Source organism: Streptomyces fradiae ATCC 10745 = DSM 40063 (genome assembly GCF_008704425.1).
Lineage (GTDB): Bacteria > Actinomycetota > Actinomycetes > Streptomycetales > Streptomycetaceae > Streptomyces > Streptomyces fradiae.
Window position 1 is genome coordinate 1,385,596 of the sequence record NZ_CP023696.1, and the last position, 15,523, is coordinate 1,401,118.

The 15,523-nt window shown below is 72.9% G+C and carries 23 protein-coding genes; 3 read left to right on the plus strand and 20 right to left on the minus strand.

The window, feature by feature from the left end; genetic code table 11:
• Window positions 1-43: 43 nt before the first annotated feature.
• From CP974_RS06135 to CP974_RS06195, 14 genes are all read right to left on the minus strand, one after another.
• A complete protein-coding gene (locus CP974_RS06135) occupies window positions 44-640 on the minus strand; it encodes a WhiB family transcriptional regulator (RefSeq protein WP_158100722.1) in 597 nt (198 codons plus the stop codon).
• Window positions 637-912, minus strand: coding sequence for a hypothetical protein (locus CP974_RS06140; protein WP_031135416.1), 276 nt, complete (start codon window positions 910-912; stop codon window positions 637-639). The genes CP974_RS06135 and CP974_RS06140 overlap by 4 nt, the downstream gene beginning before the upstream one ends.
• Before the next feature lie 31 nt (window positions 913-943).
• Complete coding sequence (locus tag CP974_RS06145) at window positions 944-1,276, minus strand: hypothetical protein (RefSeq protein WP_031135415.1); 333 nt, start codon at window positions 1,274-1,276, stop codon at window positions 944-946.
• A gap of 76 nt (window positions 1,277-1,352) precedes the next feature.
• Window positions 1,353-2,309, minus strand: a complete 957-nt coding sequence (locus CP974_RS06150) for an AAA family ATPase (RefSeq protein ID WP_031135413.1) — start codon at window positions 2,307-2,309, stop codon at window positions 1,353-1,355.
• Between the two features lie 9 nt (window positions 2,310-2,318).
• The gene (locus CP974_RS06155; protein WP_031135411.1) at window positions 2,319-3,233 is read right to left on the minus strand and encodes a YqaJ viral recombinase family nuclease; all 915 of its coding nucleotides are present in this window, start codon (window positions 3,231-3,233) and stop codon (window positions 2,319-2,321) included.
• Window positions 3,230-3,484, minus strand: coding sequence for a hypothetical protein (locus tag CP974_RS30005; RefSeq protein WP_051839906.1), 255 nt, complete (start codon window positions 3,482-3,484; stop codon window positions 3,230-3,232). Before CP974_RS30005 ends, CP974_RS06155 begins: the two co-directional genes overlap by 4 nt.
• A gap of 121 nt (window positions 3,485-3,605) precedes the next feature.
• Window positions 3,606-3,824, minus strand: coding sequence for a hypothetical protein (locus CP974_RS06160; RefSeq protein WP_031135408.1), 219 nt, complete (start codon window positions 3,822-3,824; stop codon window positions 3,606-3,608).
• Window positions 3,821-4,066: a hypothetical protein gene (locus tag CP974_RS06165; RefSeq protein ID WP_031135407.1), complete on the minus strand. Its 246-nt coding sequence runs from the start codon at window positions 4,064-4,066 to the stop codon at window positions 3,821-3,823. The genes CP974_RS06160 and CP974_RS06165 overlap by 4 nt, the downstream gene beginning before the upstream one ends.
• Complete coding sequence (locus CP974_RS06170) at window positions 4,063-4,257, minus strand: hypothetical protein (protein ID WP_031135405.1); 195 nt, start codon at window positions 4,255-4,257, stop codon at window positions 4,063-4,065. Before CP974_RS06170 ends, CP974_RS06165 begins: the two co-directional genes overlap by 4 nt.
• A gap of 55 nt (window positions 4,258-4,312) precedes the next feature.
• Entirely contained in the window at window positions 4,313-4,609 is a 297-nt protein-coding gene (locus CP974_RS06175; RefSeq protein WP_150485774.1) for a hypothetical protein, read from the minus strand.
• Window positions 4,602-4,841, minus strand: a complete 240-nt coding sequence (locus tag CP974_RS06180) for a hypothetical protein (RefSeq protein ID WP_150485775.1) — start codon at window positions 4,839-4,841, stop codon at window positions 4,602-4,604. The genes CP974_RS06175 and CP974_RS06180 overlap by 8 nt, the downstream gene beginning before the upstream one ends.
• Before the next feature lie 47 nt (window positions 4,842-4,888).
• On the minus strand, window positions 4,889-5,152 hold the full coding sequence (locus tag CP974_RS06185; protein WP_031131752.1) for a hypothetical protein: 264 nt from the start codon (window positions 5,150-5,152) through the stop codon (window positions 4,889-4,891).
• A 100-nt stretch (window positions 5,153-5,252) separates the two neighbouring features.
• On the minus strand, window positions 5,253-5,501 hold the full coding sequence (locus CP974_RS06190; protein WP_051839421.1) for a hypothetical protein: 249 nt from the start codon (window positions 5,499-5,501) through the stop codon (window positions 5,253-5,255).
• 1 nt (window position 5,502) lies between these two features.
• A complete protein-coding gene (locus CP974_RS06195; protein WP_031131749.1) occupies window positions 5,503-5,748 on the minus strand; it encodes a helix-turn-helix domain-containing protein in 246 nt (81 codons plus the stop codon).
• A gap of 209 nt (window positions 5,749-5,957) precedes the next feature.
• Between CP974_RS06195 and CP974_RS06200 the strand changes: the two genes are divergently transcribed.
• Both CP974_RS06200 and CP974_RS06205 read left to right on the plus strand, forming a co-directional pair.
• Window positions 5,958-6,386: a helix-turn-helix domain-containing protein gene (locus tag CP974_RS06200; protein ID WP_031131747.1), complete on the plus strand. Its 429-nt coding sequence runs from the start codon at window positions 5,958-5,960 to the stop codon at window positions 6,384-6,386.
• 426 nt (window positions 6,387-6,812) lie between these two features.
• Window positions 6,813-8,117: a site-specific integrase gene (locus CP974_RS06205; protein ID WP_085921481.1), complete on the plus strand. Its 1,305-nt coding sequence runs from the start codon at window positions 6,813-6,815 to the stop codon at window positions 8,115-8,117.
• A gap of 268 nt (window positions 8,118-8,385) precedes the next feature.
• On the opposite strand, the gene CP974_RS06215 is transcribed toward CP974_RS06205, so the two are convergent.
• A complete protein-coding gene (locus CP974_RS06215) occupies window positions 8,386-9,777 on the minus strand; it encodes an alkaline phosphatase PhoX (RefSeq protein WP_031131741.1) in 1,392 nt (463 codons plus the stop codon).
• Between the two features lie 219 nt (window positions 9,778-9,996).
• Window positions 9,997-11,469: a hypothetical protein gene (locus CP974_RS06220; protein WP_031131740.1), complete on the minus strand. Its 1,473-nt coding sequence runs from the start codon at window positions 11,467-11,469 to the stop codon at window positions 9,997-9,999.
• Between the two features lie 265 nt (window positions 11,470-11,734).
• Here CP974_RS06220 and CP974_RS06225 point away from each other — a divergent pair, with 265 nt between their 5' ends.
• Window positions 11,735-13,570, plus strand: coding sequence for a DUF8508 domain-containing protein (locus CP974_RS06225; protein WP_031131738.1), 1,836 nt, complete (start codon window positions 11,735-11,737; stop codon window positions 13,568-13,570).
• Between the two features lie 17 nt (window positions 13,571-13,587).
• Here the strand turns inward: CP974_RS06225 and CP974_RS06230 are convergent, their stop codons facing one another.
• The 4 genes from CP974_RS06230 to CP974_RS06245 all read right to left on the minus strand — a co-directional run bounded on the left by CP974_RS06230 (window position 13,588) and on the right by CP974_RS06245 (window position 15,487).
• Entirely contained in the window at window positions 13,588-14,328 is a 741-nt protein-coding gene (locus CP974_RS06230) for an antibiotic biosynthesis monooxygenase (RefSeq protein ID WP_031131736.1), read from the minus strand.
• A 99-nt stretch (window positions 14,329-14,427) separates the two neighbouring features.
• Complete coding sequence (locus CP974_RS06235) at window positions 14,428-14,739, minus strand: DUF4235 domain-containing protein (protein WP_078915600.1); 312 nt, start codon at window positions 14,737-14,739, stop codon at window positions 14,428-14,430.
• Complete coding sequence (locus CP974_RS06240; RefSeq protein WP_031131732.1) at window positions 14,736-15,092, minus strand: hypothetical protein; 357 nt, start codon at window positions 15,090-15,092, stop codon at window positions 14,736-14,738. Before CP974_RS06240 ends, CP974_RS06235 begins: the two co-directional genes overlap by 4 nt.
• A complete protein-coding gene (locus CP974_RS06245) occupies window positions 15,089-15,487 on the minus strand; it encodes a phage holin family protein (RefSeq protein ID WP_031131731.1) in 399 nt (132 codons plus the stop codon). Before CP974_RS06245 ends, CP974_RS06240 begins: the two co-directional genes overlap by 4 nt.
• Between the last annotated feature and the right edge of the window lie 36 nt (window positions 15,488-15,523).

Genomic DNA, 15,523 nt, shown 5'->3' on the forward strand with positions numbered 1-15,523 from the left:
TGGAGGAGGTCGCAGCACGGGCCGGCGATGTCGGCGCGGATCTTCATGCGGCGGCCCGCCGTCCGTTGCCGCGCTCGGCCGCGTCCACGATGTGGTCGGGGGCCACGCACCGTTCCTGGCCACAGGTTGTGCGGATGGTTCCTGCGGCGCGCCGTCCACGCGACAGGTGGAACGCCAACTGCCACGGGGTGTAGCGCTGCCCTTGGACGTGAACCGCCGTCTTCCGGATCGTCCACCGGACGTGTCCACCCTCGAGGGACTCGGTACGGCGCTCGAACGCCTCCCTCAGCGGGTCCCGGAACAGCACCTCGTCCACCAGGTCCTCGAACGGGATGCGTTCGCGAAGCGACCGCATGTACAGGCTGTGCCGCTGCTTCGGGGTGCGCCCCGCGCGGACGCCGTGCCGGTTGCCGGTGCCGCGGCCCTGCTCGGTCTCCAGGGCGTCGAGGAGGCACATGGCCTTGACCGGGCAGGAGGCGCAGATGCCGCGTGCCAGCTCCAGATCGACGGCGTCGTTGTCGGGGAACATCGCGTTGGGGCGGGTGATGTCCGGCTTCGCGCAGACGGCGTGGTCACGCCAGGTGTCGCCGTGGCTGGTTGTGTCCGGGGCGTGGTGGTTGTGGACGATGTGGAGGGTCACGCGGCCCACCGCCGGTCGTAGTCGGTGCGGGCGGTCGCCTCGTTGGCGGCCTGGAGGGTGAGGATCTGCGCGTCGAGGCTGGCGCGGGCCCGCTCGGCCAGGCGCAGGCGGCGGCGCAGGTCGGCGAGGGTGGCCTGCTCGGGCCGCTCGGCGGCCAGGGCGCGGGCGCGGTCCTGTTCGGCGGCGAGGAGCTTCTCCAGCTCGCGGATGCGGGCGGCCTGCCCGGCGATTCGGGTGCGGGCCTCGGCGAGGCGGCGGGCGAGGAGGCGCATGTCGGGCTCCAATCAGGTTGGGGAGGCGGGGTTAGGCGGCGGCCCTGCGGGCGGCGGCGGTGCCCTTCCAGGTGCGGACGCCGGAGTGGTGGGCGGTGGGGCGGGGGGAGCAGGCCCAGCCGGCGGTGCGGATGTAGCCCTCGTCCTTGAGGAGGGTCATGAGTCGCCCCCAGTGGTGGGCCGGGTCGGGCGGCTCGGGGAGCTTGTGCTGGTCGGCGATCTCGTAGGTGGTGAAGGTGCGGCCGGTCGCGGCGGCGGCGACGAAGGCGGGCCACACGGCGTCGATCCACGTCTCGTAGTCGTCGGAGCGGGTGCGGGGCGGGGTGGGGACGGTGCCGTCGAGGGCGGGCTGTATCGCGGCCATGGGGATCGTCCTTCCGGTGTGCTGCACTGGGGTGGTGGGGCCGCCGCAGGTTCGGGCCGCGGCGGCCCCTGGGGCGCTACTGGGCGTTCTGCAGGGCGATGCCGCGGGCGCGGATGTAGTCGCCGAGAGTCGTGGCGGTGCCCGTCGAGGGGTCGAGGAGCGGGGTGGCCTGAAGGCCGCGGGAGTCGACCTCCGCGCGCAGGGCCCCCAGATGTTCGAAGGTGGCCGCGGGGTCGGTCGCACGGTCGATGTAGGTGGCCGGGTCGACACCGGCGGCGCCGTCGTTCAGCCAGTCCAGGAGCGTCGAGGCGATGGCCGCCCCATCGGGTCGCTCAACGGCCGCGCCATGCAGAGCGGGACAGCGGGACTTGATGACGGTGAGGCGGTTGTCGGTGTCCATCTGGGCGACGACGTCGAACTCGTACTCCACGCCGCGGCGCTGCTCGGGCCGGGTGCCGATCCGCTTCGGCTCCAGCTGGCCGCGGTCGTTGCGCTCCAGCGACCATTCGGTGTGGGCGCGCATCGTCGCCACCACATGCCCGGGGTACGACAGGAGGGCGTCGACCATCGCGTTCTGGAGGGGGGTGCCCTCCTTCCAACCGGCGAAGGTGTTGCCGCCGAAGCCCTTCTTCGCCGCACGGTCGACCTGCTCGAGGGTTCCCTCGGTGCCGGACCAGAAGTGCGACAGCGAGTCGACGAGGACGGCCTCGTAGCCGGCATTCGCAGCGGCGGCGAGGGCGCCGATGAGGTTCTGCGGGTGGAAGGTGTGCAACTGCAGCGTGTCGAAGGTGACGCCGTTGATGCCGGCGTACTTGGATGCGGCGCCGCGCTCGGTGTCGATGACGGCGAACCTGGCGGCAAGACCGTTGGTGAGGCGAAGGCCGGTCCAGGTCTTGCCGCTGCCGGATACCCCCATGAGGGCGACGCGGGCCTTCGCCTTCTCGCGAGTGGCCGGCGCGAACGAGTAGTCCTGCTGGGCGGCGGTGGCGGTGGTCGGGCGCTGCTGGTTGAGGTGGTCGCTGATGCGGGGCACGCGTGACTCCTATCGGGCGGGCTGGAGGGCGCGGGTCGAGCCGTCTTCGTGGGCGGTGCGGTAGGCGATGAGCCGGCCGAGGTGTCGGGCGTTGCGGCCGTTGCCGAGGGCGTCGAGGAGGAGGGCCTTGGCGTGGAGGTGCTCGGCTTCGGCGGCCTTGTACTGCTGGTGGGTGACCTCGTAGCGGGCGGCGATCGGTCCGGGGATCTCGACGTCGATGTCGTCGTAGCGGTCGGGCTGCCGGCGGATGGTCTGGTAGGTGGCGTCGCTGCTGTCGATGTCGGGCCGGTTGCCGTGGCGCACGTCGTCGAGGAACCGTTCGGCGGCTTCACGGAGGAGAGTCGCGTCGTCCTCGTCGTACTCGACGACGTACTCGCGGTAGTCCCAGCCGCCGATGAGGACGGCGACGTGGCACACCTTGAGGCCGAGGGTGTCGAGCTGCCACTGGATCTGGCAGCGGTAGTGGAGGGGGATTTCGTCGCTGCCGGACGGGCCCCATTCCTCTCCGAACGGGGAGGTCTTGATCTCCAGGAGTTGCGGGAGTTCGCCGGGGGCGATCTGCCAGCCGGTGAGGGGGGTGAAGATGCGGTCGGGGGTGGCTCGCTGCCAGTGGCGGTCGATGTGCCGCCATGTGCCGGCGTCGACGGTTTCGGTGGTGTCGGCGTGCTCGTCGTTCCACTTCTGGGCGACGGCGTCCTCGAGCCGGTTGCCCCACTCCATGGCCGGGTTCGGCTGGAAGGGCGGGGTGGGCAGGCCGGCCTTCTTGTGCCAGAGGCTGAAACGGGACTGCCAGGGAGAAAGGCCGACAACGGCGGCGATCTCGGTGGCGGTGATGCACAGTCCGCCGCGGGCCTGCTCCCACTTGGGGCTGCCGGGGGTGTAGGTGCCGAGGAGGACGCCGGTCGGTGTCTGGATGTCGTTCACGCGGCGGCCTGCTCGTCGGCGATGCGGCGGAGCTTGTCGAGGCCGTTGAGGTCGTACTTGGCGAGGCGGACGGCGGCGGCCTCGGCGGGGTAGACGATGCCGAGGCGGAGGCTGTTGGTCTCGTCGGCGCGGGCGAGGAGGCCGATGAGGGCCTCGGTGAAGCTGCCGGGCCGGTGCCCGCCGTCGCGGCCGAAGGTCCACAGGACGTGGCGGGCGGTTTCGGGCGGGATGGTCACGTTCTGGTCGGGCATTTCGGCCTCCTTGAGGGTGTGCTGAGGGGAGCCCGCGGCGGGTGGTGTGTGGCGCGGGCTGGGTGAGGGGGGTGGAGTCCCGTCGGCCGGGGGCCGGTGTCATCCGCCGGCCGACGGGCGGTCAGACGACCTTGTAGAAGTCGATGCCGGGGTCGAGCGTGATCGGCTTGGCGACCATGGCGTGGAAGGACGCGGAGATCTCGGGCAGCTCGTGCGCGTCGATCAGGTGGCCGATCATCTGGTCGACGGCCGTGTCGAGGGAGTCGGCCCGGAACGCGTGCCGGCACGTGTCCTTGGGGCAGCACAGGGCGAGCGTCACGAGGCGGGGACGGGTGGTCATCGGGTGCCTCCGGCAGCGGGGACGGCCGCGATCCAGTACTGGGTCCACGAGTAGCGCCGCTTCCCCTCGGGGCGGTGCATCAGCCGCCACTCGTTCGGCCCGTGCTCCTCCCACCTCAGCTCGCCTCGGCCCACGTACCAGTCGGCTCGCCCCTCCGTGTCGGCCTTCGCGGCGTCGAGGGACGCCGCTACCGAGAGCGGCTGGTGGCTGATGACGACGACGTAGTGCTGGCCGGTGTTCACGCGGTGGCTCCTTCGCGGGGCGGGCAGGCGGGGCAGCAGAAGCCGTCCGGGCGGCAGGCGCTGTCCGCGTCGAGGTCGAGGTACTGGTGGCGCTGCTCGGCGAGGGCGCCGTCCCGCAGCGTGAGGGCGCGCAGGTTCGCGGCCAGCCGGTCCAGCGGCACGTCCAGGCGGGCGATGTCGGCGGCGCTCATCGAGCACCCCCCTCGGGCTCGTCGGCCATGCGGCGGCCGGATCGGGTAGGCGCGGTCAGCCACGGTTGGCACCGCCCTCGATCACGTCGATGTGGGTGAGGCAGATGCCGCCCGCGTAGCCCTCGACGGACACGACCGGCTCGCCGTGGCCGAGCGTCCACGCGGGAGTGCGGGTGACGGTCGTCAGGCCCTCGCACAGCTCCACGCTGGCCGGGTCGACGTAGTGGCCGTCCCGCTGACGCTGACGGACGCGGATGGTGAGAGGGTCCTCGGGGCGGACACCGGGGTACGCCATCACGGGCGTACCGACGGGGTACTTCGCGTTGAACTCGTCGGCGGTGAGGTCAGCCACGGTCGGCACCGCCCTCGGGGAACGCCTCGTCGAGGAACTTGCGGATCTCCGCGGCGTCCCGGGCGTCCAGTTCGACGCGCAGCAGGTTGGTCGAGGAGCCGTTGTACTTGGGCCCGGCGAGCCGGTAGCCCCAGCCGCCGTCGTTCTCGTCCAGCTGGACGATGTTGAGCTGGAGCCGCTTGGTCCAGCCGTCACGGTCGACGTCGATCACGATGCGAGGACGGGTGTTCACGCGGCGTCTCCTTCGCGGCACGTCCAGGCGGGCGATGTCGGCGGCACTCATCGGGCACCTCCCGGGTGGACGACGAGGCGCGGGTCGTGGGCGGCGAGCATCTTGTTCGCGGCGGCCAGGCGGCCGAGGTTGTACTCGCGGGCCTCGCGGTACTGCTCGCCGCGGCACACGGTCACGCAGGTGGCGGCCTCCACGGCCGTCATCTCGGCGTGCAGCACGGCGACCGGCACCTGGGAGCCGATCAGCAGGGCCACCGCGTCGGGCACGGGGACGGGCACCACACTCGGGTGCATGGGTGATACTCGGATCATCGGGGTTCTCGTCTCTCTCGCAGATGGGTTGCGTGTGAGGGGTGGATCTCGGTAGGGGCGCCGGCGGAGGTCAGAGCCCGGCGGCGTCCCGCACAGCCGGCTAGGCGGCGGTCTGGAGCTGCTTCTTCGCGCTCTGGTTCATGCGGAAGTAGGTCTCGCGGACCTTCCGGTTGGTGACCAGGCGGCGTCCGGAGTAGGCGCGCAGCTTGGGGTTCTGAGCGAGCCACCGGCGGAGGTGGCTGACGCTGCACTTCAGGACGAAGGCGGACTCCTGGACGGACATGATGTCCGCGTTCGGGTCGTGGGGCGGTACCGGCCGGCCGTACAGCTCGTACTTGTCGCCGGGCATGTCACTCCTTTGTTCTGTGAGTCCTCGGTGTGGGGGCGAGGAGTCGGTCGTCGTTCACGTTCAAGGCGGTGCGGAGAGCGACGTACCGGCTCGGTCTCATGCGGTTGCGGGTTCCGTTCTCCAGGTGGGAGAGGTAGCGCCGGCTTATGTGGGCGCGCTTCGCCACCTCGGAGATTTCGAGTCCCGCACGCATGCGCTCCTCGCGGATCGCGTCCCCGTCAACCTCGAAGGTTGGGGGTTGGTGCATGCCCACAAGTTAGCCCTAGTTGGCTCCGCCTGTCTAGCTCTAGTTAGCTCTCGATGCGCACCGACCGCTCTAGATGGCGCGTTTGTGCCGGGCATCGCCGCCCTCGCATGCCTGGTGAGCTGCCGAATTAGGCTTACCTAGGTAAAGGTTTAGGCCCATCTGGGCCCCCGGCCCTGGCTGGCCCTAGCAGGCCCTGTCACCATGTCCCCATGAGCACTCGCGATCTCGACCGCCTCGCGACCGCCGTCAAAAAGCGCCGTCTCGAGCTGTACCCCTCCCGACTCGCCGCAGCGAAAGCCGCCGGCGTCTCGAAGGACACCTGGCGGAAGGTCGAGGAGGGCGACCCAGCCGTTCGCGAGACGAGCTACGCCAAGATGGACCAGGCGCTCCACTGGATGGTCGGCAGCTGTACCGCCATCCTCACCGGCGGTGAGCCCGTGGCAGTCGACCACCAGGACGGCGTCGACGTCGTCCACACACCCCAGTCGATGCTGCCCGAGGACGTGCGGATCGCCGTCACCGACGCAGCCATGGCCGTCACTCCCGGACTGACTCTCGGCGACGTCCAGGCGCTAAGCACTCAGGTCGTTGAAGAACTGCGCAGAAGAGGCATCCTGCCCCCCGCGCCACAGGGATAAGCCTTCTGCCGCACGGCTTCTCCCTTACGGTCGAACTGTTGCCCTACGGCAATAAATCTCCTTTCAACTACCTGTGGCAGTCGGGCATAGCTCCGTGTCATGGTGGTGTCACACCTGGGGGGTCTCTCGCACCACCAAGGGGGAGGCCTATGAGTACCGCCATCGCGCTCGACCTGGGTCCGGCGTTCTACTGCCACCGGGCCCAGATCAACGGCGAACCAGTGTGCGCCCTGACGCCGAGAGCCTTCGACGAGCCCGCTGTCCGGCAGCTCGTCCAGAACGCTCTCCGACAGCAGGGCATCGACTGTCGAGAGTGCCGCGGCTGCCCCGTTGGTACGGAAAGGTAGGACGATCACGTGCTGAGTCGGCGGCTGGGGCGGCCGTCGACCACGCACTCGTCGTCAAACCAGAGCCAAAGGGGAGCTCATGCCCTACGTGGAGCAGCGCGGCTACAAGTACCGGGTCAAGTGGTGGGCCGGCGAGTACCTCGACAACGGCAAGAAGAAGTATGAGAGCCAATCCGGCTTCGACGACTACGACATCGCCTACGACTACGGGCTCGACCGTGAGCACGACGTGCGGCACGCCAAGCACGTCCCCAAGAGCCGCGGCGACATCCTGTTCAAGGACTACAGCCTGCCGAAGTGGCTGCCTGATCAGGACCTGCGGCCGGAGTCCATCAAGACGTACCGCTCCATGATCCGGGCGCAGTTGGACCCGCACTGGGGACGCCGCCGGGTCGGGGAGATCACCACCGAGGACTACGTCACCTGGAAGAACAGGCTCAACAGGCGCGTTGAGGCGGGCGAACTGTCGCGCACCTACGTCGACGACGTCCTCATGGTCTTCGGGATGCTCATGTCCGACGCGGTGCAGCGCTACCGGTACCGGCAGGACGTGCCGATCCCTCCGGCCACGCCCCGCCGCGGCAAGTACGTGAAGAAGACGCAGAAGAAGAAGCGCCCCCTGACCATGGCGCCGGTCTATCAGCTGGCTGTGAACGCCTACGTGGTGTGGGGCTACACGGGGTGGGTCTACATCTGGCATGCCGCGTTCACCGGCATGCGGCCAGGTGAGATGTACGGCTTGCAGAAGTCGTTCTGCCATCCTGCGTGGCCCGCCTCGGACCCGGACCGCGATCGGCGTGAGGAATCCGAGGAGCGGTACGCGAAGATGCCAGCCGTGCGGGTCGAGCATCAGCTGCAGTGGGTGGACGGCAAGAAGCGCCTCACCGATCCGAAGTACCTGTCGCACAGGACGCTGGTCCTGCCGCCCTTCCTCAGCGACATGCACGCCCACCTGGCCGCGTCGCACGAGTCGCCCTGGGTGTTCCCCGCCATGAACGGCGGCGACCTCCTGGGCGCGCGCTTCGACCGGGACTACTGGGCTCCGATCCGGGACGGCTCGCCGGCACGGGAGGCGCGCCGTGACTACGCTCGGCCGGCCATCCCGGCGGTGGAGCAGTTCGAAGGCCTGCCCATCTACCGCTTGCGCCACTGGATGAAGGAGTGCCTGGACGAGGACGGGCACTCCGAGGTCGCGGTGGAGACGCGGATGGGCCACGAGGTGGCCGGCGTCAAGGGCCTGTACAGCAACCTGACGCCGAAGATGGAAGCTGGCATCATGGAGTCGCAGCAGGAGCGGTGGGAGTCCTTCCATCGGGCCGCGGGCGGGCTCTGGATGCCGCCGTTTCCCACTGTTTCCCCAGTCGATCATGGCAGGGCCGGGTAGCAGCAGGTCAACCGCCCCACTGGGCGCGACATCTGATGATGTGCAAGCTGATCCGCCAGTTCTCCGGCGAGTGGGAGATGACGGCGATGGGCTCCTTCGTCAAGGCCCGCACCGTCCGCGACATGGTCCGCCCGGCGGCGGCGGCCCTCTGACGACCGCGGCGACGACGCACGCCCCGCCCGGAGCCTCGGGCGGGGCGTGCGTCGAACGCGGCCACCCGCGAGGCCGGCGGCGCCCCGCGGGGCGGGGGCGCCCCGCGGGTGGCGGTTCAGCGCCGCGGGGCGCGGTGCCAGGGGCCGGTGATGGCGAGCAGCAGGCCCGGCTGCTGGATGTTGGCGTACAGCGTCCGCCCGTCCGGCGAGAAGACGACCCCGGCGAACTCGGAGTCGTTGAGGTCGTTGCGGGCGATCGGGTACGTCCGCCCGGAGTCCGTCGCGCCGAAGAGGTGCTGGATGCCGTCGCCGTCCTCGGCGATGACCAGCCCGCCGTACGGCGAGACGGTGATGTTGTCCGGCCCGTCGAAGGCGCCGTCCTGGTCGGGCGCGGCATTGACGCCGAGCAGCACCTTCAGCGTGAGGGTGCGGCGCTTGGGGTCGTAGAACCACACCTGCCCGTCGTGCGGGGCGCCCGGGCTCTCCGCACGGGCGAACGAGGAGACGAGGTAGGCGCCGCCGTCGGCCCACCACATGCCCTCCAGCTTCCGGGCCCGCGTGATGTCGCCGTCCCCGAACTGCTCGCGCACGGCCACCGTGCGGGCGTCCCGGTCGGGCACGTCCACCCAGTCGACGCCGTACACGGTGCCGGTGCGGGTCGCGCGGGAGAGGTCGTCCACGAACCGGCCGGACGCGTCGAAGCAGCGCGGCGCCTGCAGGACGCCGGCGTCGTCCGCGAGCGTGCGCAGCCGGCCCCGGCCGTGCCGGAAGCCCTGCGGCGGCACCCAGCGGTAGAACAGGCCGTTGGGCGAGGAGTCGTCCTCCGTCAGGTAGGCGTGCCCGCGCCGGGGGTCGATGACGACCGCCTCGTGGTCGAACCGGCCGAACGCCTTGATCGGCTTCGGGTCCCGGTTGGCGCGCCGGTCGTGGGGGTCGACCTCGAAGACGTAGCCGTGGTCCTTGGTCATGCCGTTCTCGCCGGCGCGGTCGGAGTTCTCCTCGCAGGTGAGCCAGGTGCCCCAGGAGGTGGCGCCGCCCGCGCAGTTGGTGGAGGTGCCCGCGATGCCCACCCATTCGGCGGTGGTCCCGTCCCGGTGCGCCTCGACGACGGTGCAGCCGCCGGCCGCCGCGGGGTCGTAGACCAGCCCCTCGGCGAGCGGCACGGGGTGGCGCCACTTGGCGCGCGGCCCCTTCAGCTCGTGGTTGTTGACCAGCAGGGTGACACCGCGCGGGCCGGGGAAGGCGGCCGTGCCGTCGTGCCGCTCCGGCGTGAACTCACCGCTCTCCAGGCGCGTGACGCCGCTGCGGGTGAGGACGCGGTACGAGAAGCCGGCCGGCAGGGCCAGCACCCCCGCCGGGTCGTCCAGCAGCGGGCCGTACCCGAAGCCGCCGCCCCGCTCCGGGGGCGCGGCGACGGCGCCGGGCGCGGTGCCGAGGGCGCCCACCGCGCCGGTGAGGGCGAGGGCGGCGCCGGTGGCGGCGGTGAACTCTCTGCGGCTGAGCGACATACGGGGGCTCCTGTGTCCGTCCTGGGTGTGCCCGCCCACGCTGGCCCCCCGGGCTGAACGGCGGCTGAACCCGGTCCGTACCTTCCGGGACACCCGCATGGCCGAAAACCGCCCTCACCCCGAGCCCGTGCGAAGAGGCCCGCAGGCTCAGCCCGTACGGGAGGCCGCAGCCCGGCACCCGTACCGGGGCGGATCGACCCGTGCGGGAGGCCCGCCGGCTCAGGCTCGGGCGCCCACCCGCGAGCGGGCCCTGAAGGCGGCCTTCCGGGCGTCCTTGGCGACCCGCCGGTCGCGGTGCAGACGCCCCACCGCCTCCAGCACCTCCGGCGTCGACGGGTGCTCCACCCGCCACACCTGGTCGAAGAACCCGCCGTGCCGCCCCGCCAGCCCCTCCACCAGGTCCCGCAGCGCGTCCGGGTCGCCGTCCGCGTCGAGGTGGGCGGCGATGGTGTCGACGGCCAGCCAGAAGACCATCGGCTCGGGCGGCGGCGGCACGTCGGCGGCGCCCCGCTCCGCCAGCCACACCCGAGCCAGGCCGCCCAGTTCGGGGTCGTCCAGCACCTCGCGCACGGCGGGCTCGGCCCCGTCGCCCACCAGGGCGAGCGCCTGCTGGCAGTGGAGGCGGCGCAGCGGCGAGCCGGAGTCGGCGCCCTTCGCCGCGGCGAGCAGCGCGCGGGCGGCGTCGAGCGGATCGCGCCCGGCGAGCCACCGCCCGGTCTCGGCGCGCGCGGCCTGCGGCGGGTAGCCGCCGACCGCCGCCAGCAGTTCACCGGCGTCCCGCCCCGCGAGGTCCCCGACCGCGGGGGCGGACACGCCCGAGGCCGACAGCCGCCGGCGCAGCCCGTACAGGCCGAGCGGGGTGAGCCGCACCATCCCGTACCGCGCCACGTCGTCCTCGTCCAGCTCGCCGGGCTCGGGCTCCTCGGGGGCCTCGTCGGCCAGCAGCGCCCGGTCGACGGGCCGGTACTCGACCAGCCCGGTCTCCGCCAGGGCCCGGAAGCAGCCGTCGAGGTGCGTCATGGCGCCCGAGACCTGCTCCAGCACGTCGTCGGTGGGCTCGCCCATGCCGTCCGGGACGATGACGGACGCGGCGAGCGCCGGCAGCGGCACCGGTCCGCCGCCGGAGCCGCCGGGGCCGTTCTCCGAGACCGTCAGCCGATAGAGGGCGGCCAGCACCTCGTCGAGGAACGCGGCCCCGGCACGCGGGTCCGGCCCGGCGGCCCCGGCACGCGGGTCCGGCCCGGCGGCCCCCGCACGCGGGACGCCGCCCCGCCCGGCCGGGGCGGGCGTCTCGGCGCACACCGCCTCCAGGGCGTCCGACCACAGACCGAGCACGTCGCGCGGACCGCCGCGGGTCACCAGCGGCAGCGCCTCCCCGGCCGCGACGACACCCCCCGCGCCCGCCCCGGGCAGCCCCCCGCGGACCTCCACCAGGCCCGCGCCGAGCGCGGCCCGCCAGGCCCGGCGCGCCCGCGCCTCGCCGTCCTCGTGCCCCGCCAGACCCAGGACCTCGACGGCCGCGGCCAGTTCGGCACCGGCCAGTTCGCCGCCCGCTCCGGCCGGACGCCCCGGGCCGGCCCAGCGGGCCAGCCGGACGGCGCGCGCCAGCACCGGGGCGGCCAGCGCGGCCCTGGCCAGCGCGGCGTCCGGGCGGAGCCGCACGGGAGGCAGGGGCGGGCGGGCTGAGGGCATCGGCGGTCTCTCCTCGGGACGGGCGGCGGCGGGCGCGCCGGACGGCCGCGCGGGCCGGGCCGCCGCGGCGCGGGTCCGGGCCGCCTCCAGCGTAGACGCACCCGCGGGCGCTCCGGACGTTCACGCGTCGGCCGGACGGCGTCCACCCGGAGGCCCTTGACAACTGCCCCGTCCACCCAAGAGATTGACGCGCGTAGAGCGGCCGTCGCAGCTTTCCGGCCACTTTCACGCACCCTCACCTCCCACCACCTCTTGGAGTTCCTCCATGGCTTCCTCCGTGCCGAGAACCGCCGCGGTCTCGGCGGTCGTCACCGCCGCACTGGCCGCCGGTCTGCTCGCCGGCGCCACCACCTCGGCGGCGGACACGACCGACGGCGTCCGCATCCACGACATCCAGGGCACCACGCGCATATCCCCGCTCGCCGGCCGGCAGGTCGCGGACGTCACCGGCGTCGTCACCGGTGTACGCGCGTACGGCTCGCGCGGCTTCTGGTTCCAGGACCCGCGGGGGGACGGCGACCCGGCCACCAGCGAGGGCCTCTTCGTCTTCACCGGCTCCGCGCCGGCCGTCTCCGTCGGCGACGCCGTCAAGGTGTCGGGCACGGTCACCGAGTACGTCCCCGGCGGGCCGAACTCCGGCAACCAGTCGCTCACCCAGATCTCCAGGCCGGCCGTCACGGTCGTCTCCTCCGGCAACCCGGTGCCCGCGCCGGTGACGATCAGCGCGGGGACCGTGCCCGGCGCGTACGCACCCGAGGGCGACCCGGCCAAGGGCGGCTCCGTCAACGACCTCCCGCTCAGGCCCGGTTCGTACGCCCTGGACTACTACGAGTCGCTGGAGGGCGCCAACGTCCGCGTCGGCCCCTCGCGGGTCGTCGGCCCCAGCACCCGGCACGCCGAGCTGTGGGTGACCGTCAAGCCGGGCGAGAACCCCAACCGCCGGGGCGGCACGGTCTACGGCTCGTACACCGCGCAGAACACCGGTCGGCTCAAGGTCAAGTCGCTCGCCCCGCTCACCGAGCGGCCCTTCCCGACCGCGAACGTCGGGGACGTGCTGACCGGCACGACCGAGGGCCCGCTCGACTTCGACCAGTACGGCGGCTACACGCTCGCCGCGCGCACCCTCGGCACCGTCCAGGACCGCGGCCTGGAGCGGGAGAAGACCCGTGCCCAGCGCCCCGGCGAGCTCGCCGTCGCCACGTACAACGTGGAGAACCTGGACCCGACCGACCCCCAGGAGAAGTTCGACGCGCTGGCCCGGGCCGTCGTGGAGAACCTGGCGTCGCCCGACATCGTGGCCCTGGAGGAGATCCAGGACGACAACGGCGCGAAGGACGACGGCACGGTCGCCGCCGGGGAGACCCTGCGGAGGTTCACGGACGCGATCGTCGCCGCGGGCGGCCCCGCGTACGACTGGCGGTCCGTGGACCCGGAGGACAAGAAGGACGGCGGGGAGCCCGGCGGCAACATCCGCCAGGTCTTCCTCTTCAACCCGCAGCGCGTGTCCTTCACCGACCGGCCGGGCGGCGACGCCACCACGGCGACCGGTGTCGTCAGGCAGCGCGGCAAGGCGGCGCTGACCCTCTCCCCCGGCCGGATCGCCCCGGCCGACGCCGCCTGGGAGAACAGCCGCAAGCCGCTGGCCGGCGAGTTCGTCTTCCGCGGCCGCACGGTCATCGTCGTCGCGAACCACTTCGGCTCCAAGGGCGGCGACGAGTCGCTCGTCTCCCACCGGCAGCCGCCGAACCGTTCCTCCGAGGTGCAGCGCCTGCGGCAGGCGAAGGTCGTCAACACCTTCGTCAAGGACGTCCTCGCCGTGCAGCGCGACGCCGACGTCGTGGTGCTCGGCGACATCAACGACTTCGAGTTCTCCGCCACGACCAGGGCGCTCACCGACGGCGGCGCCCTGCGCGCGGCCGTCACGAGCCTGCCGCGCTCCGAGCGCTACTCGTACGTCTTCCAGGGCAACAGCCAGGTGCTGGACCAGATCCTGACCAGCCCCGGCATCCGCCGCTTCGCGTACGACAGCGTGCACATCAACGCGGAGTTCGCGGACCAGGTCAGCGACCACGACCCGCAGGTCCTGCGCTTCCGCCCGTAGGGTCCCGGCGGCCGCCGCTACACGTCCGGGCCGAGGCTCAGTCCGGGCGTGTGGCGGCGCACCGTGCTGCGCACCAGCCCGGGGTACTCCCGCACCCTCCGCCACTGGGAGGTCGGCGCCCCGACGCCGTCGCCGGGCGCGGCCAGGGCGGCCTCGTGGGCGGCGGCGCTCTCCCACTCGGCGTAGTTGAGGACGCGGGCGCCGTCCAGCCCGAGGTGGAAGTGGCCGGAGACACCTCCCGGAGGTGGCGCCGGATCACTGTCGAGCGCCTCGAGCACGGCGTCCACCCAGCCGCGCCGACGCGCCGGGTCCGGCCCGTCGAACTCCACCTCGACGGTGACCACGCACCCCGGCACCCGCCCGTCGCCCTCGCCGGGCACGCGGCTGCGGTACGGCTCGTAGGAGTGGAGGGCGACCCGCTCGATGCCGGGCACCGCCGCGTCGATCTCCGCGTTCCGCGTGGCGCGCTCGGTGCGCACCAGCTCCCGGTAGTCCTCCTCGGAGCGCCACTGCGAGTAGTGCAGGAGGGTGTCGCCGTCCTCGCCCGGATGGACGGTGTACGACAGCAGGCCCTCGGTCGGCCAGGGCCGGCTCTCCCAGGTGCGGGCGATGGCGTCGAGGGCCGCCCGCTGCCGCTCGGGGGTGCCCACGCGCCAGGTGCTCGCCTTGACGAGGCCGACGCCGGGGCGGGTGAGGTCGGGGCGGGCGTGGGGCCGGGCGTACGCGCTCGGGCGGGTCGTGCGGGTCGTGCGGGTCATCAGGGTGCCTCCTCGGACGGGTGCCCGGCCGGACCCCCGTGGCCCGGCCGGGCACACCCCATCCTGGAAGCTCAAGCGGACTCGAGGTCAAGCCCCGGATCAGGAACCGCCGGGCCACGTGCCCGTGAGCCGTCGTACGCCGACGGCGCCGCCCCGGTCGACGGCGGCCCGCACCGCCGCGAAGATCGCACCCTGGAGGGCCGCGGCCAGCAGGATCTCCCGCCAGGTGCGGTCCTCGTCGAGCGCGTCGGGCGCGTCGCTGCCCCGGCCGACGGCCTTCCACGCCTGGCTGAACAGGGCGCTCGCGGCGGCGCCGCCCGCCAGGCCGAGGAGCAGCCCCACCGGCCGGTAGACGAGGCTCTGCTTCCGCTTCGACTTCGACCGGGGCATCGGCGGCTTCTTCGCGCTCATCGCTTGCTCCCTCCCGTCCGGCCGCTTCCCCGGCGCCCGCATCCCGCGCGCCCCCGCGCGAGCGCCCGTCCCCGCGCCCGGCGGGCGTGCGTGCGGGCGGCGCAGGACAGCGCGTGGGCGCGGGCCGCCCGGTCGGGGACGCGGACGTGGAGGCGGGCGCGGCGGCGGGCCGCCAGCACCACGCCGAGCACGGCCAGCGCGGCGGTGCCCGCCGACGCCGCCACCACCGGGCGCCGGTCGACGCGGGCGGCGCGGGCCCGCAGGTCCGTCTTCGCCATCAGCTGGTCGATCGTCTCGACCAGCTCCTGCCGTTTGCGCGCCGCTTCGAGGCGCAGTTCGTCCGGCCGTGTCATCGGTGGACCCTCTCCTTGATCTCGTCCAGGTCGGAGCGCATCCCGTCGATGGCCCGCTCGGGCAGCGGCGGTACGGCGCGGCGCATCTGCGCGCGCCCGGCGAGGCCCAGGACGGCGGCGACGACGAACAGCGCCCCGGTCACGATGAGGGCGGCCGCCCACACCTCCAGGACCAGGGCGAGCAGCGCCACGCAGGTCCCGGCGAGCGCCATGAGGCCGACGTAGGCGACGGCGGTGGCGCCCCCGATGAGCCCGCCGCCGACCCCGGCTCGCCTGCCCTTCTGCGCCAGCTCCGCCTGGGCGGTGCGCAGCTCGGCCTTGACCAGGTCGGTGAGTTGCTCCGAGGCGCGCTTGACCAGCTCGCCGACCGACGGTTCCGCGGTTCGGTACGCCACGGCGGTCGCCTCCCTCCTCGTTCACGTACGGGAGTC